This is a genomic window from Haladaptatus sp. AB618 (assembly GCF_024136965.1).
GTDB lineage: Archaea > Halobacteriota > Halobacteria > Halobacteriales > Haladaptataceae > Haladaptatus.
The window spans coordinates 304,179-330,401 of record NZ_JAMYJX010000006.1; the positions used below are offsets into that span (position 1 = coordinate 304,179).

Sequence of the window (26,223 nt, forward strand, 5' to 3'; positions counted from 1 at the left end):
AACGGCGGACTTTTCAGCTGAGTCACGGTATACGGCCCATGGATGTCTCGTGGTCGGCAGTCGTCAAACTCGCTCGGTCGAACGCTGAACGGGTCGCAGTGTGGAGTCTCGTTCTACTCATCGTCGCTGGGGTCGGACTCGGGTGGTACGTGACAAATCCACTTTCCGGAAGTGACGCGTCACTCGCGACTGTACGTGCCAATGAGAACGTGTCTCTCAGCGACCATGACGGCACGTATGCACTCGAACCAACCGATGTCGAACCGAAAGCTGGATTCGTATTTTATCCTGGTGCCCATGTCTCTCCAGACGCGTATCTCGCTTCGCTCGCACCGCTCGTTTCGCAAGCCGACATCGCGGTATACGTTCCACGAATGCCATTAGGTTTCGCAGTGTTCGACCCCGGCGCAGCCAATAACGTTGTCGCAGGCCACCCGAATATCGACCGCTGGTTCGTTGGTGGCCACTCGCTCGGCGGGGTGATGGCGTGTCGCTACGCAAGCAAGCATCGCAGTCGGGTCGAGGGACTCGTCCTCTTCGCCTCTTACTGTGAGGCTGACGTCACGCCGAACGTACCCACGTTGAGCGTCACCGGGAGCGCTGACACGGTGCTCAACCGGAAGAAGTACGCTGCTCGCCGCAGAAATCTCCCGGCAAATGTAACGGTGGTCGAAATTCAGGGGATGAATCATTCAGAGTTCGGCTCCTACACTGGCCAGCGTGGCGACCAACCGGCACCAATTGGATATCGAACAGCCCACGATCGATTGGCAGACGTCATCGTCCCATGGACCGAAAATCGACTTACTCAACCACCGTCGCCACATATTCGGGAATCATATCTTACGGCCAAGAATCGACTTCTCATTCATGAAATCCGAGCTGGGTACGTTGCTCGGGGTCGTGCCGGATAGTTCACGAGTTCATCAACGACAGCAATCTACACAACGGCAGGATGATCACGAAGTGTAGCACGTGCCGTCGAAAATCCCCCGTCACCATGGACCGACACGTCGATTGCGGCATATCGCGTTGTTTGGAATATTCCAACTGTTTGTGCCCGGTCAACGTCCTTGACGAGCGTCAACAACTAGGCCCGTCGGAGGAGACGATAGACGGCCAAACTACACTCTCGCTGTACGAGTACGAGAACCCAGATGCGCTCGAAGACATCATCGAAGCAAGTGCGTCGAAAAAGAGTGACGTTGAGGTGTGATTCACGGTTGAGGACTATCTGGTCACCGTTCGCAGTAACAATACCATCCTCATCTATGAAGCGGTCGCCCCCCGACGATAGCGGGAAAATATCGATCCGAACCCCTATGACAGGATTTGTGAGTGAAACACAGACAGGTAAGAACAGTTATCTTGCCGTGCTCCATGCGAGCAGATACGATGATTGATGGTGTCGCAGAAGAAGTTGATATGCTTGACCGGCATCTGGAGGTTCTTCAGATGGTTGTTAGCAACGAACCGATCGGGATAGTGAAAATGGCGAATGAATCGGGCTATGACCATCACGAGATACGCTATACGCTTCGAATACTCGAAGAAGAGGACCTGATCGAACCCACGCAACAGGGTGCAATCACAACTGATGAGACGGAATCATTCATTGAGAACTTTGATGGACAGATCGACGACATCAGAACAAGACTCACCGCCATGAAGAGTAGTGAGTAACAGAGCAGTCTTGGGTCGGTAATCCATCTTGCCCTGATTGGGATCGGTTTTTCCCGCTGAGCAGTAATATAGCCAATAATTATTATAGATAGGTTCTCGAAGTCTCGATTGTGGGGAAGGAGAATGTCCATCGTCGACACGTTCATCAAGCGGTACCGCTCGAAGAAAGAAGAAGAAGAAGCAGCAGCAGCACTCTATGAATGCGTTGTGTGTGGGGAAACAGCCTCTGCAGCGACATCGCATATCGTCTGTCCCGAGTGTGGGGGAAAACTCGAACGCATCGAACTTCTGCATTGAGCGTAGCTCTCACTCTCGAATTCCAAAGATTTCCTGCTGACACGTGCAGTAGCATTGACTAGTAATCCGTGAGCCGGAGCTTTTCCTCAACTTCATAGAGATGGCCCTTAATGTAGAGTCGTTCGATGATATCTTCGGCAGCAGGCCGCTCGAGATCTTCTTTCTCAGCCAGAACAGCATAGGCTTGCTCGTAAGTAAGTTCACCACCAGGTGGGATAGTGCTCGCGAGCGCATCAAGCGCTTCTTGAGCAAGTGAGGTGAGTGGCGATTTCCCATTTGGACCCATTCGTACTCCCAAATTAGAGGACACGATAGGTAAACTCTCGGACAGAGTCCACTCGTAGCACTATCTAGCTCATTGTGACAAGGGGAAAAAGCAGACAACATGGGTTGGGATGAGCACGAGAACCCACGTCGCCTGTTGGGGTACGTTGACTGCACTTGACGCTTGGTACGCAACGGATAAAGACATCAGCCAACCAGCGCGGAAGTGAAACTGAAGACACGGGAGGATTCGCGGCACCAACAACGTCGAGCCGAGAGCGCATTGCCAAGGCGAACGACGTGATGATCGCACGGTTAGGCTATCGAGAAGTTGCGACCCACTACGGCTACTCGTGAGTACGGCAGTTGCACCGTCATTGATCGGCTCAAATCCACGAGGAGTTCCTGAGTCGGAGGTTTTCGAGCAAGCCCTTGAACTCGGAATCGCAGACCTCTGGGAGAACGTCGTCCTCGGGAAATACATCGACGGTGAGCTATCTCGTGAGGAGGCGATCGAATTAGTTGGACTCGAAAACGTCCAGCGAGCCGATCACGAAGCAGCAGTCGTTGAAGAGGATGTCGACTGTGGTCTCGACGCGTGACGATCGTTGCGGTCGCGGATACTGGCCCACTTATTCACCTCGCAGAAATCGATGCACTCGATTTACTGACGGCAATCGACGAGCTACTAATTCCAGAAACAGTGTTTACAGAACTCGAAGAAGGAGGAGTTCCATCGGAGTTCTCAGACCTTGAGTGGGAACGAATCAAGGTTGCACAACCAGTCGAGAGCGGGATGTTTCGCACGAGAGAACAAGTCATGTCGTAGACCGGCAAATATCCCACCTGCGGGACGGGAAGCCTCGCCGTTTACGGCGAGGAGGATGTCACATTGAATAGGTGCGACGATCAAGAGGATACCATGGCCAACCTCATCTACTTCATCAACGCATCACTGGATGGGTACATCGCCGACGAGAACGGCAACTTCGACTGGTCAGAACCATCCGAGGACGCGCATGCCTTCTTCAACGACCACCAACGATCGGTCGGCACCTCCCTCATCGGCCGTCGTATGTATGAGACGATGCGGGTGTGGGACACCTTTGACCTCGACGACCTACCCGAGGTACAACGCGAGTTCGCCGAGGCGTGGCGGGATACCGACAAGGTCGTCTACTCAACCACCCTGGACACCGTGCCGGAACCGCGGACCCGTCTGGAGCAAACGTTCGACCCCGAAGTGGTACAGGCCATGAAAGACCAAGCCGACTGCGACCTGTCCATCGGTGGCCCCAGTCTCGCTGCGGAGGCAATCCGAACAGGACAAGTGGACCGGTATGTACTGCGCTTGGTCCCGACGATCGTCGGTGGGGGAACCCGAGCCCTCCCCGACGCAACGCGGGTCGACCTCGCTCTCAACACGACACGTCGTTTCGACGACGGTTCCGTCCTCGTCGACTACAGCCTCCGATGACCAAATCGCCCCCTAACCAAGCAGCGGAATAGATCGACCGAGAAGTCACCGTCAGGAGAGCGCAATTTGGCTCTGATAACAGTGTTCGCGTCTTCTGCTTGGGAGAAAGCCACCTTCCCATGTTCCGTATCGTTTGCACTCGACGGAGATCGAGCCAACGTAAGTATATTAGTTATCGCTCGCAAACACTAACCCATGAAGCGGACGAGCGACACAGACATCGACGGCATTGATGTCACTCGGTTCCAGTCATATCTTTCGCAGACTGAAGTCACGTTCGCTCTCCTATTTGGATCCCATGCACGTGGGACGGCCACACCGACATCCGATGTCGATATTGTGCTCCACTTTCCAGACCAGTTTGACGCCCGTGAGCGGTTTCAACGACGGAATCGTATCGATGCTGACCTCCAAGCATATGCCGCGGGCTTTGTGGACGTAAGCGACATCGAACAGCTCCCATTGAACGTCGTTCATTCAGCCGTTCGTGATGGAATACTCCTCGTCGGCGATGAAACAGCCGTAGACGATTATCGAACGCAAATCGAACAAGAGTACGATGCAACCGCCGATGAGCGAAAGCGGGAACGTCAGGAATTCATCAACCGTCTTGCGAGCGGTGACGTATAGATGGTTGATGAGGAGATTTTCGTCGATAAGCTCCAATATATCAACCAATACACCGACGATTTGCGGCAGATGCGTGGACAGTCACGAGACCGATATTTGAACGACATGATCAGACAGCGGGCAGTCGAGCGAACGCTGATGAATCTCATCCAAGCGTGTGTCGATCTTGCCTAGCACATCCGTGCCACAGAGGATCTCTCATCAAGTGAGACGGCAAAACAAGAGATACTGGCGCTTGGTGAGGCAGGGATCATCACGAGTGAGACACAGGTGAAGATGGAAGAAGCCGTTGGGTTTCGGAATATTCTCGCTCATCGCTATGGAGACGTTGATCAGGAGGTCGTATTTGACGTCCTTCAAGACGATCTCCTATGGTTTGAGCGGTTTCAACAGGAGTTAGCACAGTGGTTCTAGCAACATAGTAGCACATAACCAACCGAAAGTTGCTCGACTGGCCTATCGAGAGATAGCGACGCATTACGGGTGTGCGTACACAAACGACGGCTATCGGGTGATGGAAGAGATGGCCGAACGTGTTCCCGGCGTGAACTACAAGGAATCTCGAACGCTGTGTGTGGACGATGCAATGGGAGTAGGTGGCTATCATATCGAGATCACGTTTGCGCATAGTTGAAAGGTATTTTCTAACACGGTTCCAGACAGTTTGGAAAACCAATCACAGCCAGCAAGACCACAGCTAGTTGATCAGAGTATCGCCGTAGGCGGTATTGTTCACAGGGACTCGGACGACTAAACTAGTAGTAGCGTCGCGGTACGTATAGACTGTCTTTGAAGCGTATGCAGAAGCTGAAACTGCTACTTTCGATGTAAATGCAGTTCGGGCACATTTCGTCGCTTCGATTCAGTGGATTACCAACATCACGAACTACCGGAAACAGTGAATGCAGGACGTCAGCCCTCCAAGGCGGTCCGGCGCTCGGAACAGAATACTGGACTCGTCAACTTCCGTGAGAAACGCGTCGAGAGAGCATCTCAAGGACAATACTTCATCGAGTGACATTCCCCCATCCTCTAAGATAGGTGAGGATATCATCAAGAGGTGTTTTCACTGGATGAAAACGCTCGTAGTGAACTATGCCCCCAGACTGGTAATCGCCACCTGTGAACCAGAACTGGAGACGTATTGGACAAGCACTGTTCATGCTGAGTGTAGTAGTACTGGTTGCTTCATCCGGCGTTTCGATGGCAGCCAATGGTGACCATACCAAGACATCGACGACAACGCATCATGAGGAAAGTGGTCATCATGAAGAACAGGGCCACGAAGATTCGGGACACGGTCATAGCCACGACGACGAATCACCGACTGAGTGGCTCATGATGATTGGTGGATTGTTCTTGCTTGGAACCGTCGCAACGGCACCACTCTATCAGTACACCAATACGCGTCGACAGAATTTCACGGTCTCGTCGATGCATCTTGGCGTCGCACTCTTAGCGCTCTTTACCGCAGCCGTGCATTTCTATCTCTTTCTCGATCACGGCGAACTGATTATGGCACTCGCTGGACTCGGATTTCTTGGTGGAATTGGCTTATTCTTCATCGGCGTCAATCGGCTGTATCTGTATAGTGTGGGAATTCTCTATACGGCTGTTCAAATCCTCCTCTGGGTCAACGATGGAATGCCCCACGTCGGGAGTTTCGGTCTCATCGATAAGGTCGTCCAAGTACTTCTCATCGCTGCCCTTGGTTACCTGCTTCTGCATCAGCGACAACACTCTCGACACTGATCAGGACGATACATTTGGTTTTGCTCAATGTCGTTCAGCCACCCCGGAAGTGATGCGAACTCGATTTACGAACTCCCACCGTATTCACTTCATTCCCCGTGGCCGTGATTACCGCCACCGCTATGATCTTTCTTCACTGTTACTTTTCCCACCATCGTCGTCGGGTGCACTGTACACAGATATTGATCGATATCGCGCGTAGCGACAAACGCCAGCATCTGAACCCCTCCTTTCTTTGCAAGTTGGGGTGTGACTTTGATAGCGTTTTTCGGAGGTGTACTTCTACTCTGGCCTTCTCCCATCATCGAGCCGTTTTCCCCACCCATCATGTGTCCATCGTCTCCATCCATCCTCTTTCCGTGCTGACCTCCTGTCATGTGGTCATCATGCCCACCCATCGTTGTCCCATGCTGACCACCCATCATCGACCCACCATTCTGCATCGTGCGGACAGTCGGTAATATCACCGGGAGATTCTTTCCGTTCGAATCGCGCAGCGCGAACGTGTGTGGTTGTCCATCCAAATTCTGCCATACCAGTCCGTACGTCCGACCCGGTTCGACTCGGAGCGTCGGATTCTTCTGTCCAGCAATAGATTGAGGACCACGTCCTTGCCATCCAGAAACTCGGCCACCGAGACGGAAACAGCACATGTCGTGATGGTTCTCGCCTGAAGATGTTTCTTGAGCGGTCACAGTCGATGACAATCCAATCGCGGCACCACCCACGACACCGAGAAACTGTCTGCGTGTCTGATTCGTAACTCGTGATTTGTCGGACATGGAATTTCCCCCAGAGTGGCATCGCCAGAGATGACAATAAATCAAACTAATTTGAGGGGGAAAGGGTTCTATTGTATATGAATTGTAGAGTGGTTACAATGCAGGCTTCCTCTTCGGCTTATCCAGTAAATAACAATCTATCGATGGGTCGATGGGAATCACAGGAGCGATGCCGAATAGTGTCCTCAAACGCCGCTCTTCAACTCACCATAGCGCTCACGGAAGAGTGATTCACAGGACGTACAGCACAGATAGTATTGCTGTTCATCGGTTTCCACCGTGATGCCGTCCCCTTGAATTGGCTTTCCACATTCGATACATTCGATCGCGAGATCAGACCGATGAATCTGGGGCTTCCAGACTGAATTTTCGATCTTTCGAATCTCGTACGATTGGATGTCCTGGTCGTCCAGTGTCTCGTCGAAGAGGTGCTTAATCTCTTGATCGTTCATATAGGCGTGAACACTGATTTGTAGATCGATTGTCTGCAGAATGCACTCAACTGCATCGACAACCGATAACGATTCGACGATCCTCTCTTCGGCACCTGGCTTAGCTTCGATTTCGATCAGAATGTCATCTCCCGTCGCGAGCATTGACCGGTCGATGTTCACCGTAAAGCCGTCGATGACCCCCAGATCTTTAAGCTGGGTAATGCGGTTCGAAACGCTCGGGGCAGATAAGCCGACTTGGTCACCGATATCGGTATACGAGCGGCGTGCATCGTCCATTAACAACTGCAGAATCTCCGTATCTGTTTGATCAAGTTCGACCATGGTTCTCTGACGCTCCCCTCGGATGTCCATTAGGGACCGTAAAAGGATAGTGGCGATTGACACTGGATACGCTAAGTACCATTTATATCGTTTCTTTCCTTCTCCCCTCTTTCAGCGTTCTATTCTATTACCCCGTTAGCAACAACTGGGGAAAGGACAGGCGTTGAAATAATGGATGCAATGGCACTCTCAGAACTCGAATTGAGCGATACGGGAAAAAAGTGCATGAACGACTGCTTCGAGGCGGTGCAGACCTGCGAATGGTGTGCTGACGAGTGTCTGGACGAAGACATGGACATGTCGCGGTGTATTCGTTTGTGTCGAGATGTGGCTGATCTCGCTGCCGATCACGCCCGGTTCATGGCGCGTAACTCCAACTATAGCCCGCAACTTGCCGAGGCCACTGCTGGTGCAGCCGAAGAATGCGCTGAGGAGTGCTCTCGACACGACCACGACCATTGCCAGGTCTGTGCCGATGTCCTCGAAGAGTGCGCGGAGAGCTGCCGTGAGATGGCGTCCGCCTAAGTCGGAAGTGAGATGGCGTTTCGAAGTTCCGAATCAATTTTTGAGCGTGCGTTAGACAAGTAGACGGAACGAGCAGACCAAGCATTCCAACGATAGTTTTGGTGATGCCGAGTCCAACATTGTCCATGATTCATCCGCTCTCGAAGGTATGATCGTAATCAGGCGATCCCACTATCTCTGGAGAGTTATTCATCAGATGGTTGTGTACGCGAGTCTTTCCTGACGCAGAATCTGAGTGCTGAAGACCAAACAGCCTAACATCGTGGTTCCCATCGTTATTACTATGCCAAGTGAGACTGAGGATATCCGTGTCTGGCTCGTCGAACGTGGGTACAACAATCGTGACCTCATTATCCTCAAGTACGCAACTCGCGATGGCGACCGAATCTTCCGGCGAGAACTCGCTGCTCAAGCAATCGACATGGATTCGATCACTGCTGCGAAGGACGTCTCACCCACCGACCTCGAAGCCATCGATGATCCGGACCTCCAAGAACGATATGAAGCCGAAGTCGAGCGAATGACTGAGAAACACGATCCCGACGATACGATTTGATCGGAGACGTTCGTTATACGCGCTTTGAAAATCGGGCCATGGAGAGAGGAAAAAGCAGCCGATTTTATAGCGACACCACAGGACTATTTTCGAATTACGCAGTCGTCGGACGAGAACCACGGCGGGGTTCGATATACGTGACGTACACCTGTGCAAGGAAAAGCGGAGTAAACAGCACGTTCAAGACGAGCGTGTATGTCCCCGGCACAGCACCGCCCGTGGTAGCTTGTGGAACGAGATTGAGTCCGACGAACAGGTAGTGGATGAGTATTCCGCTGACGAAGGCGACAAAGAAGATGGAAACAAAGAGGGTGACGGCCATCCGGAGGCCGTAGTATTTCCGGTAGATATTGACGATTTGCGGGACAATCAGATCCGCGAAAATGAACGCGAGAACGCCGCCGAATGGAATTCCTGCACTCCAGAGGACGAGTGCGAATGGAACGTTAGCGACCGAACAAATGAACGTCACAATCCCTACGAGCACACCGATAAGACTACCCAGTGCCACCCACGCAAAGGTTCCTTGTGGAGCGAGCGAAAACAATTGCGTCCATGCCGATTGTGGAACATACGCGGCGATGAAACCGGCAATGATGAATCCGACGATGATATCGCTCCAGACCATCTTCCATTCGTGAATCGCCCGACGAAACGCATACTTCCAGCTAGGTTCCGGTTGCATCTCGCCATGGTCTGTGTGGTCGTGATCCTGAGTGTGCTCGTGTTCTCCACGGGAAGATTCAGGTTTAGAAGTGTCCGTAGACGAGCGAGTCGAGAGAAGTCGTTTCGGAACTCGCAACAACAAGGAGAGAATCGTATCCATCTGCATCCCACCACCCGTTTCGTCGGGATGGTTACGAGCACTTTCGAACCAAGAGTCCGGAACGAGATACTTCGTTATCACAGCAAAGAGAAGGATGAGAAAGACACCGCCCAGGAAGTCGGCGATAACGAACTGCCAGCCGAGAAGAATCCACATCACGAGGCCGATTTCGATAACCAAGTTCGTGGATGCGAACTGAAATGCAGCGAGTGATGCTTCGGGCGAGGCTCCCTTTTTGAAAATCGTTCTCGTGGTTGCGATCGCAGCGAACGAACAACTGGACGAGAGAAATCCGAAAAAGGCACCTAAACCAATCTCACGTGGACCACGGCCACCGAGGAGTTCGACCATCCGTTCCTGCGAGACGTAGGCTTGAATCGCGCCAGAAATGGTGAATCCGAGAACGAGTGCCCACCAAATATCCCATGCCCATTCGATGATAAACTGGCCGACCTCACGAAGTGACCCGGTCGCTAGCACGATACCACAAATCTGGCTGCTGATCACACCAGCTTCTCCGATAGCCATTCTCTTCCCCCTACTGTCACTACGGTTGACGTAGTTATACTGATTACTACGAAAACAGTTCTAGTTTCCCATTTTTAAATATAAGTCCGATCGGTCTGCTCACGATCGAGAGAATTTGTAAGTGGTTATGGAGCCAATCTGAACCTATGACCACAGCAGATCAGAGCGGTTCGGTGATTCGAATTGTCCTCATTGTCCTCGCGATCATTCTTCTCATTCCAGTGGTGATGATGTTGTTCGCATTCCCAATGATGGGTGGATGGATGATGGGCCCGGGGTATGGGGGACGAGTCACTCCGATATGGGGATGGGTCATGATGCTCATTCCACTGATTATCCTGATCGGAGGAGGTTACCTTCTCTATCGCGCCTTTACGAGAGATAACTTGAGAACTGACCCGGCACTCGAAGAACTCCGATTAGCATACGCTCGGGGTGATCTCTCCGAAGAAGAGTTCGATACCCGTCGTAACCGCCTACGACGGGAAAGCGACGATCGAAGATGAGTCAATCTGTATCCTATTCTTGAGAATTTTCCCGTACCTCCTGTCAAGAGACTCCAAAGAATGCAAGCTGTTTCTCGTTGAGAAGGGGCTTCTATGTGGGCTGATAGTAGAGCGAGTACAGAATGAAACCCATTCCGACGATGACGATTATCGACTGAATCATGCCTGAATAGAAGATAGACACGTTGGCGATATCAAATAATATTCCTTCGATTACGGACCCAATGCTAATCACCACGAACCCGATTGCGAGAAAGAACATCGGTTGGTTGTCGTATCGCTTGTATGCGCGATAACTTTGGGCCGCTATGAGAATACCAAGTAATATTACGATGATTTTCGCGACGATAAGACCGGCGTGCATTAGGAATCGTCCCTCCGAATGTCATCCCACAACCGATTGAAACGGGCAGGGGCATCGGTCGCCTGTTCTCCGATGTCGACATCAAACTCACCATTATTTAGCCGGACAGCAATCTGTTCAACTCTCGCTTCATATATCTTATAGTGATTCCCGTCGGGTGCGATTTTATTCTGTTCGGAAAGCAAGTCGTATTCGACTAATTTCTCGAGTCGTCGGTAAACAGTTGGTAGTGAAATACCACAAGTATCGCTCAATTCGTTCGCGGACATTGGTTGTTCACTCGTAGCAGATAGTATGGTTTGGACGTTGTCGTCACCTATGAGGGATAGGATTTTACGAGAGGAACTGTCCTCACACACAAATAGGGATGGTTGTGACTCGAATAAAGCAGTATGGGTTTTCTTTGCTTAGCATTTTTCCTTCGAATCGATGTTTGTGAAATTGCCGTAATTAGGCTTCTGAGTGGATTATTTTGCCGAATAATCAGCATTGGTCCCCGTGGAAACGTGGTTCGAATCCACCCATGCTTTGGAAAACCAAGTGGGAGCCACCACATAGTTAGTGGATAAGTTCATTCAACCGTCTTTGCCACCGATGTATTAGACAGAACACGATTAGGTGGGACTCCCGTAGTCTTTTGTATGGAGAAAAAAGAATATGCGATCCTTGTCGCTATCGCTCTCGTGACCATCGGTATCGGAGTATTCACAACTTCGAAGCCGTTGGGAACGTTCTTCGTGGAGAGTACGAAACATGCGGCGACAACTACCATCGCCATGGCATGGATCACTTGGTGGGCGCTCGTGATCGGATTTGCCATTGCAGGAGGCGTTGAGGCGTGGACATCGGACGAAGAAGTCGCAGACCTACTCGAGGGCAATGGCCTACGTGAAATTGGCTACGGGTCGCTCTTTGGGTTCATCTCCTCGTCGTGTTCCTATAGCGCCATCGCTACGGCGAAGAACCTGTTCAAGAAGGGTGGTTCTGCGGCGGCCACCATTGGCGCGTTCATGTTCGCGTCGACGAACCTCGTCATCGAGATCGGCGCAGTCATTTGGATCCTCCTCGGGTGGCAGTTCCTCGCCGCAGACATCATCGGCGGGTTCATGCTCATCGGACTGATGGCCTTCGGATTCATCTATCTCGTCCCAGACGAGGTTCTTGAACAAGCCCGACAGAACGTCCTCGATGAGGGAAGTCCAACTGTACAAGATCCTGTCTGTGGAATGGACGTCAACCCAGAGGAGACCGACTATTCGACCGAACACGATGGACAGACCTACTATTTCTGCTCGCAGTCGTGTAAGGAGAGTTTCGACCCCGAAGAAGCCAATACGACCATCCGCGAGCAGGCAACGTCGCTCTCCGGATGGAAGGCGCTTGCCGACAAACAGTGGAAAGAGTGGGGGATGCTCTGGGACGAAATCGCCATCGGATTCATCTTCGCCGGTCTCATCGCCGGATTCATCCCCAAGCAAGTCTGGACGTCGGTCTTTTCCGGTCCGATATTCGGCGTGCCGGTGTACATCTTCTGGACTGCGGTGGTTGGCGCCGTCATTGGCGTCGTCACGTTCGTCTGTTCGGTCGGGAACGTTCCGTTCGGCACCGTCCTCTGGACGAATGGTCTCCCATTCGGGAGCGTCCTGAGTTACATCTACGCAGACCTCATCGTCCCACCAATCATGGACGCGTATCGAGAGTACTATGGAACGAAGTTTGCGGCCATCCTCTCGGGGATGATTTTCGTCGCAGCAGTCTTCACTGGATTTGTTATCCACTTCCTGTTCCTCGGTGCCGGGCTTATTCCGGACCCCTCGACCGCCAAAATCGCCGAGGTCAAAATCGAGATGAACTACAAAATGGTGCTGAACGTACTGGCGACTGGATTCTTCCTGTTCCTCTACTGGCTCCACCGGTCCGAATCCACGGAGGACCACGGAGAACACACCCAACCAGCGGACTAAGCCTCTACTAGCTCATCTTCAGCACATTGCCGACCGCCAAAGAATCTTTGTGATTGGATGGGTCGAAACCACTACACCGGTTAGAATTGCACTTGAATCCGATTCGATGGTGTCGAAGTCGAACCGGTTTTATTCAGGTAGTTTACAATGCGTGCGTTGAAAAATTGTGCTCAGAGAAAGATGGGGAGACCGTAGAGAATCGATTGACCAACCTCGGCTACATGTAGTAACAGGAGATTTCACGGTGACATCCTCCCCGTCGTGAACGACGGGGCTTCCCGTCCCGCAGGTGGGATATTTACCGGTCTACGACACGACCTGTTCTCTCGTTTGGAACGTCCCGCTTTCGCGGTTGAACAAGTATGTCGATGGCTGTGCCACACAGCCGTTACTCCTATCCTCACCGTGAGGACTCGGAGTTATCTTCTGTCGCATATTCTCTGCTCCATTGCAATCCGCATTCCCGACTAATCCACACGACTGATAGACGTACAACCCACGGTGCTTCCGGTTCGACTTCGTGTCATCTCCACACACAGAACACGTTTTTGAGGTGTCCCACTCGTTCTCCTTCAACACCTCTACGCCACGTATCTTTCCTTTGTATTCGAGGTACTGGTAGACGCGGTCGAACGCCCATGTATGGAGTTTCTTGTTGCCTGTCTTGCCCCAGTCGGACTCTCGCACGTCTTCGGGCCAACTCACCGCGAGCGTGCCAACACCGCGTTCGACACATTCGGTGATGATGGTATCCGTCAGTGTGTGGTAGAAATGCGTCTCGCGATCAGAGAGTTTTCCACGTGCCCACATCGACTTCTCTGACGGGCCGTTATCGCCCTCGGTGTCGTACTCAGCACGCTTGAAGTAGTGCTTGTCTTGCTTGAGCAAATTTCCGGGGTACAGCACGTATTCGTCGGGGAACGCGACCGTAGCAATGTTCTTGATTCCGAGGTCGATGCCAGCCACTTCGTCGCCTACTGAGTCGTTGGTTTCGAGTTCGACTTTGCAGACGAAGTGCAGCTCCCACTCGTCACCGTTCCAGACGGCGCGAACGTTCTGTACTGAGTTGACTTCTGAGAGGTCAACGTCGGGGCGGGTCTGGTATTCGCAGAGCAGGAAGTCCGACCAGTACTCTTTGAGGTTCGACCCCTTCGAGAGTCGGACACGGTTGTTCTCGGGGTCGTGTTTGAACCCGTCTTCTTTGAACGTGACCGTACTATGTGGTCGTTTGTCGCCCTGTTTGCGGTAGCCGGGCGGATTCGCCTCGTCGTACTTGTGCCGCAAGTCGAACCATGACTGGAAAGCGTCAGAAAGTTCTTCAATGACTTTCTGACTGGATTGTGCGTTCAGATCTTTCCAGCACGACTGGTTCTTCATATACGATTTCAGCGAGGCTTCATCGGGGATTTCGCCGGTTGCGTCCCAGATTCGGTCGGCTGTCCATCGTGCAACGTTCCAAATTTTTGAGGCGGAATCTCCGAGCGAGTCGAGGCTATCGAAGACCTGTCGCTGGTTCTGGATTGAACCAACGTAGGTGCGAGTGACCTGAATCGCCATATATAGAATATGTAGATAAATTTACTTAATGATTCGGACTCGTGTAGAATATCTTTCTCGTCATTGAACTGTTGTGTGTGCGGGGATTGTCGGATTCACTCCCGCCCTGAAGGGAGGGATTCTCTCCTCGAAGATCGATAGAAGTGGCGGGTGTCTTCGAGCAACAGTTGGGGAATCTGGATGTCGGTAGCGTCTAGCTCAGCCATCTGTGGAACCGATAGCAGGTTAGTGTACTACTGTCGTTTCTCCCGGGAATGGCAACGACGCGAAAATCACGCCAAACGGCGATAGAACGAGATGAATGGAAGCGCAGGCGTGTGGGGGCGTCTTCTTTTTCGGGTACTGCTCCTTTTGGAATCGACCACGACCTACTGGTCACGAGGGGTAACGCATCACTGTCCGCTGGAACAAGCCCCGCGGTCGAAATAACAGGTTGAGCTACGAGAGTTTCGCTCGTAGCCGTTCGAACTCATCGTCGTCGATCTCGCCGCGGGCGTATCGCTCTCGAAGTACCGCCGCTGCGGAGTCTGTTTTGCGCTCGGTCTCGCGTCGCGTAGCGAGGTACACGAGTGCAAGAGGTATCGCAATGAAGACGCCCATCCAAAGGAGTCCCCAGAGACCCATCCACTCGGGACCAGCCATCCAGCCGTCACCCCACATATGACCGCCCCACGAGTGGGCGCCGCCGATAGCCCCGTTGGTGTGAGCGACGACCGTTCCCGTCGTCGTTGCGAGGAGCGTCGTCGCGAGAGTGGCCAGCGTCGCAGTTCTTGTTTCGAGTCGGCGTGCGAGAGTCATGTTTAGTTCACCCTTACATCTAGTACTACAACGACTGATGAATTATATCGAGTTGCTGATTCTTGTGCCCTGAGAACGTAACTTCGTCGCACGTCGCAATTTTATCACAGCGTTTCGCATACATATTCGCAGCCATCACGATTGTGACTTGTACACTATATTATTGGCGGACGAACCGTGAGATGGTTATGAGCTACACGATGACTCGTCGACTCGATGGTCCGTTTCAAGATGTTGTCGACTCGACCGTCAACGCGCTAGAAGCCGAGGAGTTCGTCGTGCTGAGCGACATCAACCTACAAGCGAAACTCGAAAAAACTCGGTCTCGAGGGTTACCCGGAGTACCGCATCCTCGGCGCTTGTAACCCACCACTAGCCGAACAAGGACTGGAGGCCGAACGCGATCTTGGCGTATTGCTGCCCTGTAACGTCGTCATCTACAACGACGACGGCCATGTGGTCGTTAGCGCCGTTGACCCAAATACCCTGCTGAGCGTCGTCGAGAACCCAGATCTCGACAATATCGCCGAAAACGTTCGCGATCGATTTGACCGCGTGTTAGATGAGGTCGCTGCCGAGTACTGACGAGTTATCCTGCTGGTGATTGGCACTTCGTTCGACCTGACTCGGTTGGTCCCGTTCTCTGCGGTGATCGCCTGGATGTCCCCTCGTTCACATTTAGGTCTTCTCCTGAATCTTTCGTTATATCCCCAATACTGCTCTTTATTGTGCTTCAATTCGTACGCTGATCAATGACGGACGATTCACGTCTCTCGCGACGCGCCCTCCTCCGTGGACTCGGTGTCGCAGGAATTGGTGCTCTCACTGGCTGTACCTCCAGTTCCTCCCCCTCGCTCGACGACGAAAAGACAGTCGCCCCACGGCCGACGGTGTCGGGCGACCTGGACGTACAAACCACACTAACTGCCTCTCCTGGAACGGTGTCGCCAGGCTCTTCATCGGTCCAGAACTGGCTGTACAACGGGACGTTCCCTGGCAACGAACTCCGCGCCACCGAAGGCGACATCGTTCGCGTCGACTTGCAGAACCGTCTCCCCACAGAAACGACGGTCCACTGGCATGGCCTCCCCGTCCCCAACAGTATGGACGGTGTGCCGAACGTGACCCAACAGCCAATCCAGACGGACAAGACATTTACGTACAAGTTCCGGGCGGAACCGGCGGGAACGTACTTTTTCCACAGTCACGTTGGCCTCCAACTCGACCGTGGGCTGTCTGCACCGCTCGTAATCGAAGAGAAATCGCCGCATGTCGAGTATGACCGCGAATACATCGTCGTGTTCGACGACTATCTGACCCATGCACCTGAACCACTCGAGGGATCGTCGAGCGGTGGTGGCGGAATGGGTGGTATGGGTGGTGGTGGAATGGGGGGGATGATGGGTGACCAACGGCCACCGTATGCTGGCTTGCTCGTGAACGGTCGTCTCCCGGAAGATCCCGCCACATTCGACGTCAAGGAGGGAGAACGGGTCCGTCTACGCTTTATTAATTCCAGCAGTGCGACTGCGTTCCGTGTCGGTATTGCCGGTCACAAACTATGGATATCGCACACTGACGGGCGACCCGTTGACACCGTCTCGGTCGATTCGTTCGTTTTCGGTGCCGGTGAACGCTACGATGCCATCGTCGAAGCGACGAATCCCGGTGCATGGGAAATACGAGGGGAAGCAGTCGATGGCGACGAACAGCCCGCTCACGCAGTCCTCCGGTATGAGAATATGTCAGGGTCACCAGCTGGTCTCAATTCTTGGGGGCGGACACTCCAGTATAGCGATCTGCGAGCAAAGCAGCTCCCGAAGCAACTCCGTGGAAGTCCCGATCGGACGTTCGACCTGACGCTATCGCCTGAGATGGGCGGTTCGTATGGCTGGCTCATCGATGGGCAAGCATATCCCGACGCTGATCCGTTACAGATCCGGGAAGGAGAACACGTCCGCGTGAAGATGACGAATCGAAGTCCAGTGCTTCATCCGATGCACCTCCACGGGCATTTCTTCCGGGTCGGGGACGTAATGAAGGACACGGTTATCGTGCCGGGTCACATGGGGTCGGTGACGTTCGACTTTTTCGCGGACAACCCCGGAAACTGGCTATTCCACTGTCACAACCTCTATCACCTAGAATCCGGGATGGCCCGTGTCGTAGAATATATCAAATAATAGTTTCTTGGAATGAATTCACGATGACAGTCACCGTTGCGTGCGTTTTGGGAAGTCATAGATGCTCAGCGGCGACTGCCATCGTGGAGTCTCTCATCCGAGAACAAACTGATCGAGATCAACTACGATGAAAACAGCGACGGACGAATTCAACGTGCAGGCTTACCGAATCGATGAGCAAATCACTGTCGTCGCTGATTTGCCGGGCGTCCACGTGGACGGGCTAACAGTTGGCTTCACCAGTGATCCTACTGCTCTCATCATCGAGGTGGAGAGCATCTATCGAGCACAGGTTCCTCTCCCTTGGGAGTCGGTCCACCATTCGAAAGCGCATCCATCAGAGAGTGAGCTTTCGGCTAAAATCCTCTTGATTCATATAGATATAGAATAGTGATTATATAATTGTAGAATTTGTACACTATACACTACCATTTATAAACGCACCTAATAAAGTTCCAGATACATGCGACTCGTCCGAACACTCATCAAGGACGAGGACAAGGAAGCCGTTCTTCAGGTCCTCGATGACGAAGATATCGATTACATTGTCTCAAACGAAGTGAGTGACCGTGGAGAGATGGTCATCGTGGAGTTCCCAGTTCCTGAGCAAGCCCTCGAAGTCGTACTCGATAAATTCCAGGGTGCCGGTCACAACGACCATCGCTACACGGTCGTCGCCGATGTGAAATCTGCTCTCTCATCAAATATGGGCGAGATGGAAGAGAGATTTATTGTTGGAGAGGAAGAAGATGATAGTATTGCAAGTGAAGAACTCCGATCACAAGCGCTCGAACTACTGCCGAATGCATTCACATATGTCCTCTTGACCTTTCTGAGTGCTGTGGTTGCAACCGCTGGACTTCTCTTGGATTCTCCAGCACTCGTCGTAGGATCGATGGTCATCGCGCCGCTTGTGGGCTCTGCGCTAACTGCGAGTGTCGGAACGGTACTTAGTAACCGGAAGATGATCATCGATGGATTTACAACGCAGATATATGGGCTCAGCATTGCGATTATTGGTGCAATCGTCTTTAGCCTCGCCCTCAAAAACGGGCATTTTCTTTCTCCATCACTCCATCCGGGAGCGATCAATCAAATCGCACAACGTATCTCACCGGGATTGTTGTCGCTTATCATCGGTGTTTGTGCTGGTGCTGCAGGTGCAGCAGGTCTTGCAACTGGGATTTCGGCGGCACTCGTTGGTGTGATGATCGCTGCAGCACTCATTCCTGCTGCCGCCGCAGTCGGAATCGGTATTGCGTGGAATATTCCAGCGATTGCACTTGGATCACTCATCCTACTTATCGTGAACGCGGCATCGATTCACGTCACCGGCGTGCTTGTACTCTGGTATCTTGGATATCGACCAGACGGATGGGAACCTGGTGCTATACGGCCGAACCTTTCGCTCAGTCGGATTGGCCCATCGGCCGTAGTTGCAATCGCTCTGGCAGTTCTATTTGCTACCGCAGGTGGAGCTGTAGCGACACATGTGACGTTTGAACAATCAGTTAATCAGGCTGTTGGTGAGACACTTGATCAACAACAATACCAGAGTTTAGCGCTTATGGATGTTCAAACGGAATTCAATAACGGAATGTTATCTGAACAGCCACAGAAAGTGACAGTGGTTGTTAGTCGGCCACCCGATCAAAACTTTCCTACCGTGGGGAATCACCTCAAGAAACGCATATCAGAAAGAACAGATCACAAAGTAACCGTTGAAGTTGAATTTATCGAACGCCAACAAGTGTGAGTAACAGCCTCCGGTAGGTGTTATCATTTGAAAACAACTACGAGAACCGCCACAAGACGTGCCTCTCCATCGATCTCGACGTGTGGAACAGCGACTGACGATCCGATCCAACCTGTGACGGTCAGTACGAGGGTTCGACTCCCTCGACGAGTCTGTGCCCGATTCGGTGCGACGAGCAACCTTCCCGGGAAACCAGGAAGGGGGTGAACTCGTTCACCTGGTGAGCGACACACGGCAGGTGGGTGAACTGGTTCATCACCCCGATCGGGTCTCAACCGCCACGAAGACAGCCGAAGAAACCACACCACGGTGGGCGGTTCGAAACCTCCGTTGGACGGAGGTGAGAAAAGAAAGATCGGTTACTTGGAAGTAAACTTGTTATTGCGGTGTTTTTGCGGTAGAAAGCTGCTCTTCACCGGGGTGGATGCGAACCAACTCACGTCGAATCAATCTATACCCGTCGGAACCCACGACTCAAACGCCCGAAAATCGTCGCTCACGCTGAGAGCTTGTTGGAGTGTACTCAAACCGTCAGCGACCCACGAGCCGAGGGCGGTCGCTCGTAGATGGCGTCCCGTTTCTGTATCCACTGACGGTTCTCGAAATCCTAGAGAATCGACCAAGAGTCGCCTATGAAGCACTAATCTCATCCTATAATTCACGGCGGGTGAATGTGTCGCTCACGAGTGGTTTAAGCAGCCGACCCCGACCTCCGACCGGAACAGATACTCGATTTTATCGGGCGACTGGTCCATATGGACTTAATAATCTGTTATTAAGATGGTGAGATTACTTAGGGAGGCGACACGAGACTCTCACCAATGGAATTCGCTGAGATGGATTCGGCCGTTTTGTTCGGCTTGATTACGATGGTGACGTGGGGAATCTGGATTGTCTTGGGCAACGCTGCGTCGGAATCCATCGATCCCAGGACTGCAGCCGCCATCTCGTATCTCACAGCGGGACTCCTTGCACTCGGGTTTATCGTCGTTTCAGACGCATCGATTGCCGTTACTGTGAGGGGAGGGTTGCTTGCTGGCGTGGCCGGATTGTTCACCGGAATCGGCCTTATTTCGATGTACGTCGGGTTCGCTCAAGGGTCAACGACGGTCGTCTCAACTCTCGGTGCCATGTACTTCGTCGTCGCAGCCATCATCGGAATGGTCGTCCTCGGAGACGAAGTTACGATAACCAAATTTGCTGGCATCGTGTTCGCAGTTATTGGCGTTGTCTTGGTTGCTCGATAGATCGCCTCTACACGGTGGTCGGAAAACAGTACTGCCGGATAGGAACAAACTCGCCGTCATGTCGACATCTACGCGGCTTTTGAACGAGTAAATACAGTGTTGTAGGGCATTCATTCTGTCCAATGCGTATTGTTCGTTCACAATGGATATCGTTCAGCACTACATTGCCACTGCAACTGAACGAGACGCCGATACGGTCGAAAAAGCTGACTCGGCAATCGACGGTGTCGCAGCACAGCTACTTGACCAAAATAAAGTTGAGTCAGTTACTGTCTATATCGCCGATAAAGCTGCTCGTCGTGGAATTGAGGTAGCACTAACAAAGCATGGATACGGTGATCGAATCAAGACCGTCAATACATTCGCGCTTCAGCGTGAAGCACGTGAGAGATACGAATCTCCATGATGATTCATCTTTGAACAATTCCCCTTCACACCTATCTCTCTATCTTAAAGTTAACATTAAGATTAAACCGGCTAGCTAATCAGTGCTCTCTCTACGATGATCCATCTCCTTTGACTACTCCTCTCACGTCACATCCCACAAATCAAACCTCGCCCACGATCCATGAACTACAAGAAATAAGATTAGTATTAATCTTAAGATCAATATTCTCTATCGATTTCCCACTTCCGCATTGCGCGTTCGAACGTTTCCGGATGGCGACGAGCTAGCTTCTTCAAATGTTCACGGAATGACTCGGCCACATTGAATTCGATGTTGTCGTCGCTCTGGAGTTCTTTGTAGAATCGATGCATCGGCTCGTCGACTGAGAAGCCAACGGTTTGTTCTTTCGGACCCTCCCCAAGTTTGTTCAGATATTCGTCCGCATCGAATTCGTTTTTCGATGTCGCTTCGTTTGTCTCCCCATCCGATTCTGCTGCATCCATCGCATCGTTCAGTGGATTGCTCATTGTTAATCTTAACCTTAGCTTTAAGCTTAAGTGTACTGCTCGAGTGTCGAATCGTCAATCTCTACAACTTCGATGTCATCGAACTGCCGTGCACCAGCACGGAATGCATGGTAACACTGTTGCCGAATCGAGCGGGGAGTCCCGTCACTTCGATCGACAACCTCGTCAATTGCGCTTGCGCTGTAGGGATCAGATGAGTAGCCATCACTGTACTCCTCTTCGCGTGCGAATGCGAGCCATCGTCCGATCAGTTCATCAGTCTCGGCAAAGCCAAACCGTTCCAGTGATCGATCCTTCGCGACGAGACGAGAGGTAAGTGTCTCGCGAAGCTCGTCGATTCGCTCACTTGCTATCGGTGTACCGAACAGGAACAACAAGAATACTGGTTCTTCATCACCGAGGTCACCGACACTCTGCAACGCGGCGAGTAGTTGTTCGTATGTGCGTGTGTTGCGTGCTGCGTCCTCAAGTTGATCGACTTGGATGATACAGGTGATATCCTGTTCTTCGAGCTGAGCTGCTACGTCTTCGACGATCTGTCGGACCTCATCGGTCGGATGTGGGTAGTCATCTGGTATCTCCAAGTCCTCATACTGGGATAGTTCGTCTAGTAGTCGTGTGTAGAATCGTCGTGTTGTAATGGACTCGACTTCACGAATCCGTGCGATGTGGAACTCTTCGCTTCGGGGGCCGTTTGCGAGTGCGTCATAGACGAGATCGCGAAAGTGAGTCTTCCCTGCACCGCGCCGGTCGATGATCGAGACGTGGCCCGCTCGATTCAGAATGTGTGAGGCAACTTCGTTGAGTAGGTCATCGTTCACACGGACGGCAACCTCAGGATTTGGTAGCGTCTCCGCGGTGAAGGGAATTCGGTCTGGTTTGATCCCTAGTTGTTTTGCATAGCGCTTTTGCACACTTTCAGTGTCGTTGAGTGCTTGTGTGAATTGGTCCGTTCCCATACACCGACACTATATTGTATAACCTTAAATCTAATCTTAAGATCAATCTACTGCTCATGTTGAGGGGTGACACCGAACCGTTTTCCTCGGCTACTACCCCATGGTTGGGCATCTTCACTGCAACTCTGGATAACCGACAACCCACTACCACCACGAAGCTTAACCTTAATTCTAGTCTTAAGAATTGCGCCTTGTCCGGGTCGAGTAGTGATGAGTCCTAGAAGGAGATCGAGAAGCTTCGAATAGTCGCACTGAGAACATACCAGTTCCCGTGGGCAATACGACACGGCGACGAGGTGCGTATCTGTCCAATATGGTCGAGAAAACAGTGTCTACCGGAATTTTTTTTCGTTTGACGCCTCAGCATTGACTATGGCGGGGAACGAGCCACCTCCCGACGAGTGGGAGACACATTCCAGTCAGTCCGGCGAGGAGAGCGCCGCCGAGCGCGATCTCGACATCGATGTCTCAGAGGTCGTCCTCGAGTTACAACCCGTCTTCGAGGCGATTGGGCATCCACGACGACGCTACCTCGTCTACACTCTCGCCAAAGAGACCAAATGGTCGCTTGATGACCTCGCGACGAAGCTCGCTGCATGGGAGACCGATACGTCCGAGGCGAACATCGCGGCGCTCACGCACCAGGAGATGTATACGTCGCTCTATCACTCACATGTCCCGAAACTCGTCGACTTGGACGTGATCGAGTTTGATGACGATACCGAAACGATCACTCCAGGTCCGCATGCGGTCCAGGTGTTGACCGTGTTGGAGGGTGCTGGTGGCAGTCTCGACAATCGGCAAGAAACGCATGCTCGTCACGACTTCGACCAAGAGGATACACAGTAACCGATAGCCTCGAAAAAGGTATTACTGCCTCGGGCATGACTGTACGATAGGACACTTTCAGACGGAGGACGACAGATGACCTCAAGTAATGACCACACTGATGATGGCACCAAACTTGCACCGGATGGAAACGAACCCGATGATCCCGGCATGACGTTTGTGGCACAAGCTCATTATGAACGAGAGAGCCACCGCGATCTCACCACCGAAATCATCTTCGCGATTGCTGATGCCGCAGACGTTGCTCCAGTGGATCTCAAGGATCCGCCATTATACGAGTGCGTGGATATCGCCGCGATCGAAGACGGCTTTTTCGGCCCAAAGGTCGCCGGGCATACCCGTGATAGCGAGGGGAGTGTTTCTTTCCGCTATAATCAATATCACGTCGAGGTTGCTAGTGATGGGTGGATTACGGTGTCTGAGCCTACTGCGTACGGGGATTGACTCCATTCTGCTGTATCGCTTGCGTCCGTGAGGAACGGAGTCACAAGTGGTACGAAGTGTGTCCTTCAGGTAGTGCTCGGTTCCCAGCCAGAACTTTATGTGACCGTCGCGTAGGGTTCCGGCTGAGAAGCAAGGACACACTGTGTATCCGTTTCCAGGGCGCGGGAACGAATCTTTCAGAAACAGTCTGGCTGTTTCACATGCCGTATGTGGGGTGCATTCTAGAGTTAGTCCTTCTCGTACCCCACCATGACAAATCATACACCCCCGTCTGATGACGAGGACGATCACGCAGACGATGCGGCCTACCAGACAGAATTTGATCCAACAATGGACAGCGTCAGTGAAGAGCTAATCACAGCGGTTGCGACACTGAACGATGCTGATCCGACGGAACTCGCACCCCTCTCGGAGTTCGTCGATCCCGAGGCACTTGATGCGCTCTTCGGCTCACGCGCTGCAGGTGACCCGCGTGAGACGAATGGGCATGTCCTATTTAATTACGATGCCTACCACGTCAAGGTCGATAGCAGCGGGCAGATTACGGTTCACCACTCCGAATCAAGTTCTGACGGCGAACACTCGCCAGGCAATGACGAATAGAAGTCGTACGGTACACTAATCGTCTGTTGTGAAGTGGACCTCGGTTGGTCGAAGGGTTTTGTCAGTGAGTGCATCGAGGAGATCGTCGTCGAGGTCTCGAATCGTGCCTGTTACATCGAAGGCAATGACGTCTTCTTCAACGCCGACGTCAAGATTGTCAAGCTCGAGTTTCGGATGATCGTCAATCTCGACGACAAACTCTGTCATGTGCTAGCGAACATGGGGAGTGAGTATGAGCGTACCGGTGGAGACAACGGTAGAAGCGTATACGGACAACCCTTTCGAGAAACCACGTCTATTACTGGTTTTAGATGGTGTCTCGGGGGGTATCTACCGCCTACAACAAAAAGCTAGAGTGCTACGAGTTGGATTCGTTCACATCCGATTCATTGCCATCCTCACCGAGGCTCTGTCCTGCCTGTAACCGTGCTTCGAGACGTGTGGGTGTTCCGTGTACGAAACGAGCTGCAGTGAGGGATTGTACTCGATTACGCCACTCCTCGCGATTGGAGGCGAAAGAAGGACTCATTCTGTGTTACACTGGTCGCTCGGGGTGTGTTACGACAGTGCAACACTCTATTCGACTAGTTACTTCGTCCCCGGAGAGAGAATAACTGGGTAACTTTCTCAATCGAAATGGACTCTGGGAGTACAGATCGAGTATAGTAGTGGCCTGCCGTGAGGATGGAGAAGACGAACAAAATGATTGGGATGATGAATCGAGACGCCACCTGTGACACGAGTGGAAGCTGAAGCAATTTAGCACCCAATAGACTCGTGCTGAAAAGCGTCCCACCGAGATAATACCGTTCCCATCGACGATTCACCGCACTACCCGTCGAAGATTCGGATGGGTCCTGTGGAACGGTGTCGAACAGGTACGAATCAAATTGATCAGCACGAGACGTTCGTTTGATTGTTCCGCGATCTTTGTCGTACTCGATGATACCCTCCGTATCGAGTGTCGGAAGGTGAGTTTGATACAGTGAAATATAGGCGCGTTGGCGTTCTTTCGAAGTTAGCTCCACGACCGACAGCTCGTTCTCCCAGGCTGCTACCTGCTCGGCAAGATCGCGTAACGAAACGGTGTCTGTCCGCTCTTGGAGGTACTGTAAGATCAAGCGACGGCGCTCTACCTGTAAAATATGAAAAATCGTATCCTTCGACAATGGTTGGGACGCCGCAGTGTCTTGAGAGGTCGTGGTGGTATCACCAACGGAGTCGGCCGTGTTGGGAGGTGCGCTCATGATTGCGATGAGTTCAAGCACGATGGTGATATGAATGTATTGGCCGTTCAGATTTGAATGTTAAGCGTCGAATTATGCCGTTAGACCACCAATATAGCCATATCTCAGGTTTGATTAAACTAAACTAAACTGTTTCTATATTTGTCCTATAAAATTACTTTTGCTAATTTTGGGCTATCTACGATAGTCTAATCACATATCTCGAAATTAGCAGATCAGTCGAATATCCGAAGATAGTCGGAGCCGTCTGTCGATAAGAATCGAATGGGACTAGTTATCTGGTCATTAAATTTTCAATTCAAAGGTCATCAGAGTCCGCTTCCTGCCCAGTGTGCGGACTTATTATTGATCGCGACGACGGGGCGATAGAAACTAGAACATCAGAGGGTTTGAGCGGTTCAAAAAATAGGCCTACATTCTGACAACACTCCACATTCCATCGAGTGGCAATCTCCTCGCTTACTAGGTGGGTGAGGATATCATCAAGGCGTGCTTTCACTGGATGAAAACGCTCGTGGCGAACTATGCCCCCGGATCGGTAATCGCTACCTGTGAACCAGAACTGGAGACAAATCGGACGAGCACTGCTCATGCTGAGTATAGTACTACTGGTTTTTCCCCTGGCGTTTCGATGGCAACCAGTAGTGACCATACCAAGACGTTGACGACAACGCATCACGAGGAAAGCGGTCATCATGAAGAACAAGGCCACGAAGATTCGGGACACAGTCATAG

At 52.1% G+C, this 26,223-nt stretch carries 33 protein-coding genes and 1 pseudogene; 23 read left to right on the forward strand and 11 right to left on the reverse strand.

The window, feature by feature from the left end:
- Positions 1-38 precede the first annotated feature (38 nt).
- The 4 genes from NKF26_RS18335 (at position 39) to NKF26_RS18350 (ending at position 1,980) form a co-directional block, all read left to right on the forward strand.
- On the forward strand, positions 39-914 hold the full coding sequence (locus tag NKF26_RS18335) for an alpha/beta fold hydrolase (RefSeq protein WP_253227073.1): 876 nt from the start codon (positions 39-41) through the stop codon (positions 912-914).
- A gap of 140 nt (positions 915-1,054) precedes the next feature.
- Positions 1,055-1,216, forward strand: coding sequence for a hypothetical protein (locus tag NKF26_RS18340; RefSeq protein WP_253234709.1), 162 nt, complete (start codon positions 1,055-1,057; stop codon positions 1,214-1,216).
- A gap of 179 nt (positions 1,217-1,395) precedes the next feature.
- Positions 1,396-1,683 (forward strand): hypothetical protein, encoded by a 288-nt coding sequence (locus NKF26_RS18345; RefSeq protein WP_253226838.1) that lies wholly within the window; start codon positions 1,396-1,398, stop codon positions 1,681-1,683.
- Positions 1,684-1,806: 123 nt separating this feature from the next.
- A complete protein-coding gene (locus tag NKF26_RS18350) occupies positions 1,807-1,980 on the forward strand; it encodes a rubrerythrin-like domain-containing protein (protein WP_253234710.1) in 174 nt (57 codons plus the stop codon).
- A 58-nt stretch (positions 1,981-2,038) separates the two neighbouring features.
- On the opposite strand, the gene NKF26_RS18355 is transcribed toward NKF26_RS18350, so the two are convergent.
- A complete protein-coding gene (locus tag NKF26_RS18355) occupies positions 2,039-2,266 on the reverse strand; it encodes a hypothetical protein (protein ID WP_253234711.1) in 228 nt (75 codons plus the stop codon).
- 331 nt (positions 2,267-2,597) lie between these two features.
- Between NKF26_RS18355 and NKF26_RS18360 the strand changes: the two genes are divergently transcribed.
- The 6 genes and pseudogenes from NKF26_RS18360 to NKF26_RS18380 all read left to right on the forward strand — a co-directional run bounded on the left by NKF26_RS18360 (position 2,598) and on the right by NKF26_RS18380 (position 6,103).
- Positions 2,598-2,846 carry a hypothetical protein gene (locus NKF26_RS18360; RefSeq protein ID WP_253234712.1) on the forward strand — a complete coding sequence of 83 codons (249 nt, stop codon included), beginning with the start codon at positions 2,598-2,600 and terminating at the stop codon, positions 2,844-2,846.
- A complete protein-coding gene (locus tag NKF26_RS18365; protein ID WP_253226834.1) occupies positions 2,843-3,073 on the forward strand; it encodes a hypothetical protein in 231 nt (76 codons plus the stop codon). The genes NKF26_RS18360 and NKF26_RS18365 overlap by 4 nt, the downstream gene beginning before the upstream one ends.
- 93 nt (positions 3,074-3,166) lie before the next feature.
- Complete coding sequence (locus NKF26_RS18370; protein ID WP_253234713.1) at positions 3,167-3,721, forward strand: dihydrofolate reductase family protein; 555 nt, start codon at positions 3,167-3,169, stop codon at positions 3,719-3,721.
- Between the two features lie 195 nt (positions 3,722-3,916).
- Complete coding sequence (locus NKF26_RS18375; RefSeq protein ID WP_253234714.1) at positions 3,917-4,351, forward strand: nucleotidyltransferase family protein; 435 nt, start codon at positions 3,917-3,919, stop codon at positions 4,349-4,351.
- Positions 4,352-4,765, forward strand: a pseudogene (locus NKF26_RS24465) (DUF86 domain-containing protein).
- A gap of 708 nt (positions 4,766-5,473) precedes the next feature.
- The gene (locus NKF26_RS18380) at positions 5,474-6,103 is read left to right on the forward strand and encodes a hypothetical protein (protein ID WP_253234715.1); all 630 of its coding nucleotides are present in this window, start codon (positions 5,474-5,476) and stop codon (positions 6,101-6,103) included.
- 89 nt (positions 6,104-6,192) lie between these two features.
- Here the strand turns inward: NKF26_RS18380 and NKF26_RS18385 are convergent, their stop codons facing one another.
- Together NKF26_RS18385 and NKF26_RS18390 are read right to left on the reverse strand one after the other, a co-directional pair.
- Complete coding sequence (locus tag NKF26_RS18385) at positions 6,193-6,885, reverse strand: hypothetical protein (RefSeq protein WP_253234716.1); 693 nt, start codon at positions 6,883-6,885, stop codon at positions 6,193-6,195.
- 185 nt (positions 6,886-7,070) lie between these two features.
- Positions 7,071-7,661 carry an AsnC family transcriptional regulator gene (locus NKF26_RS18390; protein WP_253226829.1) on the reverse strand — a complete coding sequence of 197 codons (591 nt, stop codon included), beginning with the start codon at positions 7,659-7,661 and terminating at the stop codon, positions 7,071-7,073.
- Between the two features lie 180 nt (positions 7,662-7,841).
- Here NKF26_RS18390 and NKF26_RS18395 point away from each other — a divergent pair, with 180 nt between their 5' ends.
- Together NKF26_RS18395 and NKF26_RS18400 are read left to right on the forward strand one after the other, a co-directional pair.
- Entirely contained in the window at positions 7,842-8,186 is a 345-nt protein-coding gene (locus tag NKF26_RS18395; protein ID WP_253227072.1) for a four-helix bundle copper-binding protein, read from the forward strand.
- 283 nt (positions 8,187-8,469) lie between these two features.
- Positions 8,470-8,742 carry a hypothetical protein gene (locus tag NKF26_RS18400; protein WP_253226828.1) on the forward strand — a complete coding sequence of 91 codons (273 nt, stop codon included), beginning with the start codon at positions 8,470-8,472 and terminating at the stop codon, positions 8,740-8,742.
- A gap of 94 nt (positions 8,743-8,836) precedes the next feature.
- Here NKF26_RS18400 and NKF26_RS18405 read toward each other — a convergent pair whose 3' ends face one another.
- Positions 8,837-10,096 (reverse strand): permease, encoded by a 1,260-nt coding sequence (locus tag NKF26_RS18405; protein WP_253226827.1) that lies wholly within the window; start codon positions 10,094-10,096, stop codon positions 8,837-8,839.
- A gap of 146 nt (positions 10,097-10,242) precedes the next feature.
- On the opposite strand from NKF26_RS18405, the gene NKF26_RS18410 reads away from it, so the two are divergent.
- Positions 10,243-10,602 (forward strand): SHOCT domain-containing protein, encoded by a 360-nt coding sequence (locus tag NKF26_RS18410; RefSeq protein WP_253226826.1) that lies wholly within the window; start codon positions 10,243-10,245, stop codon positions 10,600-10,602.
- Between the two features lie 363 nt (positions 10,603-10,965).
- On the opposite strand, the gene NKF26_RS18415 is transcribed toward NKF26_RS18410, so the two are convergent.
- Entirely contained in the window at positions 10,966-11,325 is a 360-nt protein-coding gene (locus NKF26_RS18415; protein ID WP_253226825.1) for a helix-turn-helix domain-containing protein, read from the reverse strand.
- Between the two features lie 282 nt (positions 11,326-11,607).
- Between NKF26_RS18415 and NKF26_RS18420 the strand changes: the two genes are divergently transcribed.
- Positions 11,608-12,930 (forward strand): permease, encoded by a 1,323-nt coding sequence (locus tag NKF26_RS18420; protein WP_256487740.1) that lies wholly within the window; start codon positions 11,608-11,610, stop codon positions 12,928-12,930.
- A 306-nt stretch (positions 12,931-13,236) separates the two neighbouring features.
- Here NKF26_RS18420 and NKF26_RS18425 read toward each other — a convergent pair whose 3' ends face one another.
- Together NKF26_RS18425 and NKF26_RS18430 are read right to left on the reverse strand one after the other, a co-directional pair.
- The gene (locus NKF26_RS18425; RefSeq protein ID WP_253234718.1) at positions 13,237-14,487 is read right to left on the reverse strand and encodes a transposase; all 1,251 of its coding nucleotides are present in this window, start codon (positions 14,485-14,487) and stop codon (positions 13,237-13,239) included.
- Positions 14,488-14,925: 438 nt separating this feature from the next.
- Positions 14,926-15,285: an SHOCT domain-containing protein gene (locus NKF26_RS18430; protein ID WP_253234719.1), complete on the reverse strand. Its 360-nt coding sequence runs from the start codon at positions 15,283-15,285 to the stop codon at positions 14,926-14,928.
- Positions 15,286-15,633: 348 nt separating this feature from the next.
- Here NKF26_RS18430 and NKF26_RS24295 point away from each other — a divergent pair, with 348 nt between their 5' ends.
- The 6 genes from NKF26_RS24295 to NKF26_RS18460 all read left to right on the forward strand — a co-directional run bounded on the left by NKF26_RS24295 (position 15,634) and on the right by NKF26_RS18460 (position 20,877).
- The gene (locus NKF26_RS24295; RefSeq protein ID WP_342766328.1) at positions 15,634-15,870 is read left to right on the forward strand and encodes a DUF302 domain-containing protein; all 237 of its coding nucleotides are present in this window, start codon (positions 15,634-15,636) and stop codon (positions 15,868-15,870) included.
- 167 nt (positions 15,871-16,037) lie between these two features.
- On the forward strand, positions 16,038-17,468 hold the full coding sequence (locus tag NKF26_RS18440; protein WP_253234720.1) for a multicopper oxidase family protein: 1,431 nt from the start codon (positions 16,038-16,040) through the stop codon (positions 17,466-17,468).
- A gap of 127 nt (positions 17,469-17,595) precedes the next feature.
- Entirely contained in the window at positions 17,596-17,859 is a 264-nt protein-coding gene (locus NKF26_RS18445; protein ID WP_253226820.1) for a hypothetical protein, read from the forward strand.
- A gap of 72 nt (positions 17,860-17,931) precedes the next feature.
- On the forward strand, positions 17,932-19,224 hold the full coding sequence (locus NKF26_RS18450) for a TIGR00341 family protein (protein ID WP_253226819.1): 1,293 nt from the start codon (positions 17,932-17,934) through the stop codon (positions 19,222-19,224).
- 821 nt (positions 19,225-20,045) lie between these two features.
- Positions 20,046-20,471, forward strand: a complete 426-nt coding sequence (locus NKF26_RS18455; protein WP_253226818.1) for an EamA family transporter — start codon at positions 20,046-20,048, stop codon at positions 20,469-20,471.
- A 142-nt stretch (positions 20,472-20,613) separates the two neighbouring features.
- Entirely contained in the window at positions 20,614-20,877 is a 264-nt protein-coding gene (locus NKF26_RS18460) for a hypothetical protein (RefSeq protein WP_253226817.1), read from the forward strand.
- A 200-nt stretch (positions 20,878-21,077) separates the two neighbouring features.
- Here the strand turns inward: NKF26_RS18460 and NKF26_RS18465 are convergent, their stop codons facing one another.
- Together NKF26_RS18465 and NKF26_RS18470 are read right to left on the reverse strand one after the other, a co-directional pair.
- Entirely contained in the window at positions 21,078-21,386 is a 309-nt protein-coding gene (locus NKF26_RS18465) for a hypothetical protein (RefSeq protein WP_253226816.1), read from the reverse strand.
- Between the two features lie 26 nt (positions 21,387-21,412).
- Complete coding sequence (locus tag NKF26_RS18470; RefSeq protein ID WP_253226815.1) at positions 21,413-22,345, reverse strand: hypothetical protein; 933 nt, start codon at positions 22,343-22,345, stop codon at positions 21,413-21,415.
- A 372-nt stretch (positions 22,346-22,717) separates the two neighbouring features.
- On the opposite strand from NKF26_RS18470, the gene NKF26_RS18475 reads away from it, so the two are divergent.
- The 3 genes from NKF26_RS18475 to NKF26_RS18485 all read left to right on the forward strand — a co-directional run bounded on the left by NKF26_RS18475 (position 22,718) and on the right by NKF26_RS18485 (position 24,241).
- Positions 22,718-23,194, forward strand: a complete 477-nt coding sequence (locus NKF26_RS18475; protein ID WP_253226814.1) for a hypothetical protein — start codon at positions 22,718-22,720, stop codon at positions 23,192-23,194.
- 75 nt (positions 23,195-23,269) lie between these two features.
- On the forward strand, positions 23,270-23,638 hold the full coding sequence (locus NKF26_RS18480) for a HalOD1 output domain-containing protein (protein WP_253226813.1): 369 nt from the start codon (positions 23,270-23,272) through the stop codon (positions 23,636-23,638).
- Between the two features lie 249 nt (positions 23,639-23,887).
- Entirely contained in the window at positions 23,888-24,241 is a 354-nt protein-coding gene (locus NKF26_RS18485) for a HalOD1 output domain-containing protein (RefSeq protein WP_253226812.1), read from the forward strand.
- A gap of 15 nt (positions 24,242-24,256) precedes the next feature.
- Here the strand turns inward: NKF26_RS18485 and NKF26_RS18490 are convergent, their stop codons facing one another.
- The gene (locus NKF26_RS18490; protein WP_253226811.1) at positions 24,257-24,448 is read right to left on the reverse strand and encodes a hypothetical protein; all 192 of its coding nucleotides are present in this window, start codon (positions 24,446-24,448) and stop codon (positions 24,257-24,259) included.
- Positions 24,449-24,825: 377 nt separating this feature from the next.
- The gene (locus NKF26_RS18495) at positions 24,826-25,509 is read right to left on the reverse strand and encodes a hypothetical protein (RefSeq protein ID WP_253226810.1); all 684 of its coding nucleotides are present in this window, start codon (positions 25,507-25,509) and stop codon (positions 24,826-24,828) included.
- Positions 25,510-26,223 lie beyond the last annotated feature (714 nt).

Bases quoted from the DNA above. Each gene is read 5' to 3' on its own strand.
- NKF26_RS18335 (WP_253227073.1), top strand. From the start codon at position 39: ATGGATGTCTCGTGGTCGGCAGTCGTCAAACTCGCTCGGTCGAACGCT.
- NKF26_RS18345 (WP_253226838.1), top strand. From the start codon at position 1,396: ATGATTGATGGTGTCGCAGAAGAAGTTGATATGCTTGACCGGCATCTG.
- NKF26_RS18350 (WP_253234710.1), top strand. From the start codon at position 1,807: ATGTCCATCGTCGACACGTTCATCAAGCGGTACCGCTCGAAGAAAGAA.
- NKF26_RS18355 (WP_253234711.1), bottom strand. From the start codon at position 2,266: ATGGGTCCAAATGGGAAATCGCCACTCACCTCACTTGCTCAAGAAGCG.
- NKF26_RS18370 (WP_253234713.1), top strand. From the start codon at position 3,167: ATGGCCAACCTCATCTACTTCATCAACGCATCACTGGATGGGTACATC.
- NKF26_RS18375 (WP_253234714.1), top strand. From the start codon at position 3,917: ATGAAGCGGACGAGCGACACAGACATCGACGGCATTGATGTCACTCGG.
- NKF26_RS18385 (WP_253234716.1), bottom strand. From the start codon at position 6,885: ATGTCCGACAAATCACGAGTTACGAATCAGACACGCAGACAGTTTCTC.
- NKF26_RS18390 (WP_253226829.1), bottom strand. From the start codon at position 7,661: ATGGTCGAACTTGATCAAACAGATACGGAGATTCTGCAGTTGTTAATG.
- NKF26_RS18395 (WP_253227072.1), top strand. From the start codon at position 7,842: ATGGCACTCTCAGAACTCGAATTGAGCGATACGGGAAAAAAGTGCATG.
- NKF26_RS18400 (WP_253226828.1), top strand. From the start codon at position 8,470: ATGCCAAGTGAGACTGAGGATATCCGTGTCTGGCTCGTCGAACGTGGG.
- NKF26_RS18405 (WP_253226827.1), bottom strand. From the start codon at position 10,096: ATGGCTATCGGAGAAGCTGGTGTGATCAGCAGCCAGATTTGTGGTATC.
- NKF26_RS18410 (WP_253226826.1), top strand. From the start codon at position 10,243: ATGACCACAGCAGATCAGAGCGGTTCGGTGATTCGAATTGTCCTCATT.
- NKF26_RS18420 (WP_256487740.1), top strand. From the start codon at position 11,608: ATGGAGAAAAAAGAATATGCGATCCTTGTCGCTATCGCTCTCGTGACC.
- NKF26_RS18425 (WP_253234718.1), bottom strand. From the start codon at position 14,487: ATGGCGATTCAGGTCACTCGCACCTACGTTGGTTCAATCCAGAACCAG.
- NKF26_RS18430 (WP_253234719.1), bottom strand. From the start codon at position 15,285: ATGACTCTCGCACGCCGACTCGAAACAAGAACTGCGACGCTGGCCACT.
- NKF26_RS18440 (WP_253234720.1), top strand. From the start codon at position 16,038: ATGACGGACGATTCACGTCTCTCGCGACGCGCCCTCCTCCGTGGACTC.
- NKF26_RS18445 (WP_253226820.1), top strand. From the start codon at position 17,596: ATGAAAACAGCGACGGACGAATTCAACGTGCAGGCTTACCGAATCGAT.
- NKF26_RS18450 (WP_253226819.1), top strand. From the start codon at position 17,932: ATGCGACTCGTCCGAACACTCATCAAGGACGAGGACAAGGAAGCCGTT.
- NKF26_RS18455 (WP_253226818.1), top strand. From the start codon at position 20,046: ATGGAATTCGCTGAGATGGATTCGGCCGTTTTGTTCGGCTTGATTACG.
- NKF26_RS18460 (WP_253226817.1), top strand. From the start codon at position 20,614: ATGGATATCGTTCAGCACTACATTGCCACTGCAACTGAACGAGACGCC.
- NKF26_RS18465 (WP_253226816.1), bottom strand. From the start codon at position 21,386: ATGAGCAATCCACTGAACGATGCGATGGATGCAGCAGAATCGGATGGG.
- NKF26_RS18470 (WP_253226815.1), bottom strand. From the start codon at position 22,345: ATGGGAACGGACCAATTCACACAAGCACTCAACGACACTGAAAGTGTG.
- NKF26_RS18475 (WP_253226814.1), top strand. From the start codon at position 22,718: ATGGCGGGGAACGAGCCACCTCCCGACGAGTGGGAGACACATTCCAGT.
- NKF26_RS18480 (WP_253226813.1), top strand. From the start codon at position 23,270: ATGACCTCAAGTAATGACCACACTGATGATGGCACCAAACTTGCACCG.
- NKF26_RS18485 (WP_253226812.1), top strand. From the start codon at position 23,888: ATGACAAATCATACACCCCCGTCTGATGACGAGGACGATCACGCAGAC.
- NKF26_RS18490 (WP_253226811.1), bottom strand. From the start codon at position 24,448: ATGACAGAGTTTGTCGTCGAGATTGACGATCATCCGAAACTCGAGCTT.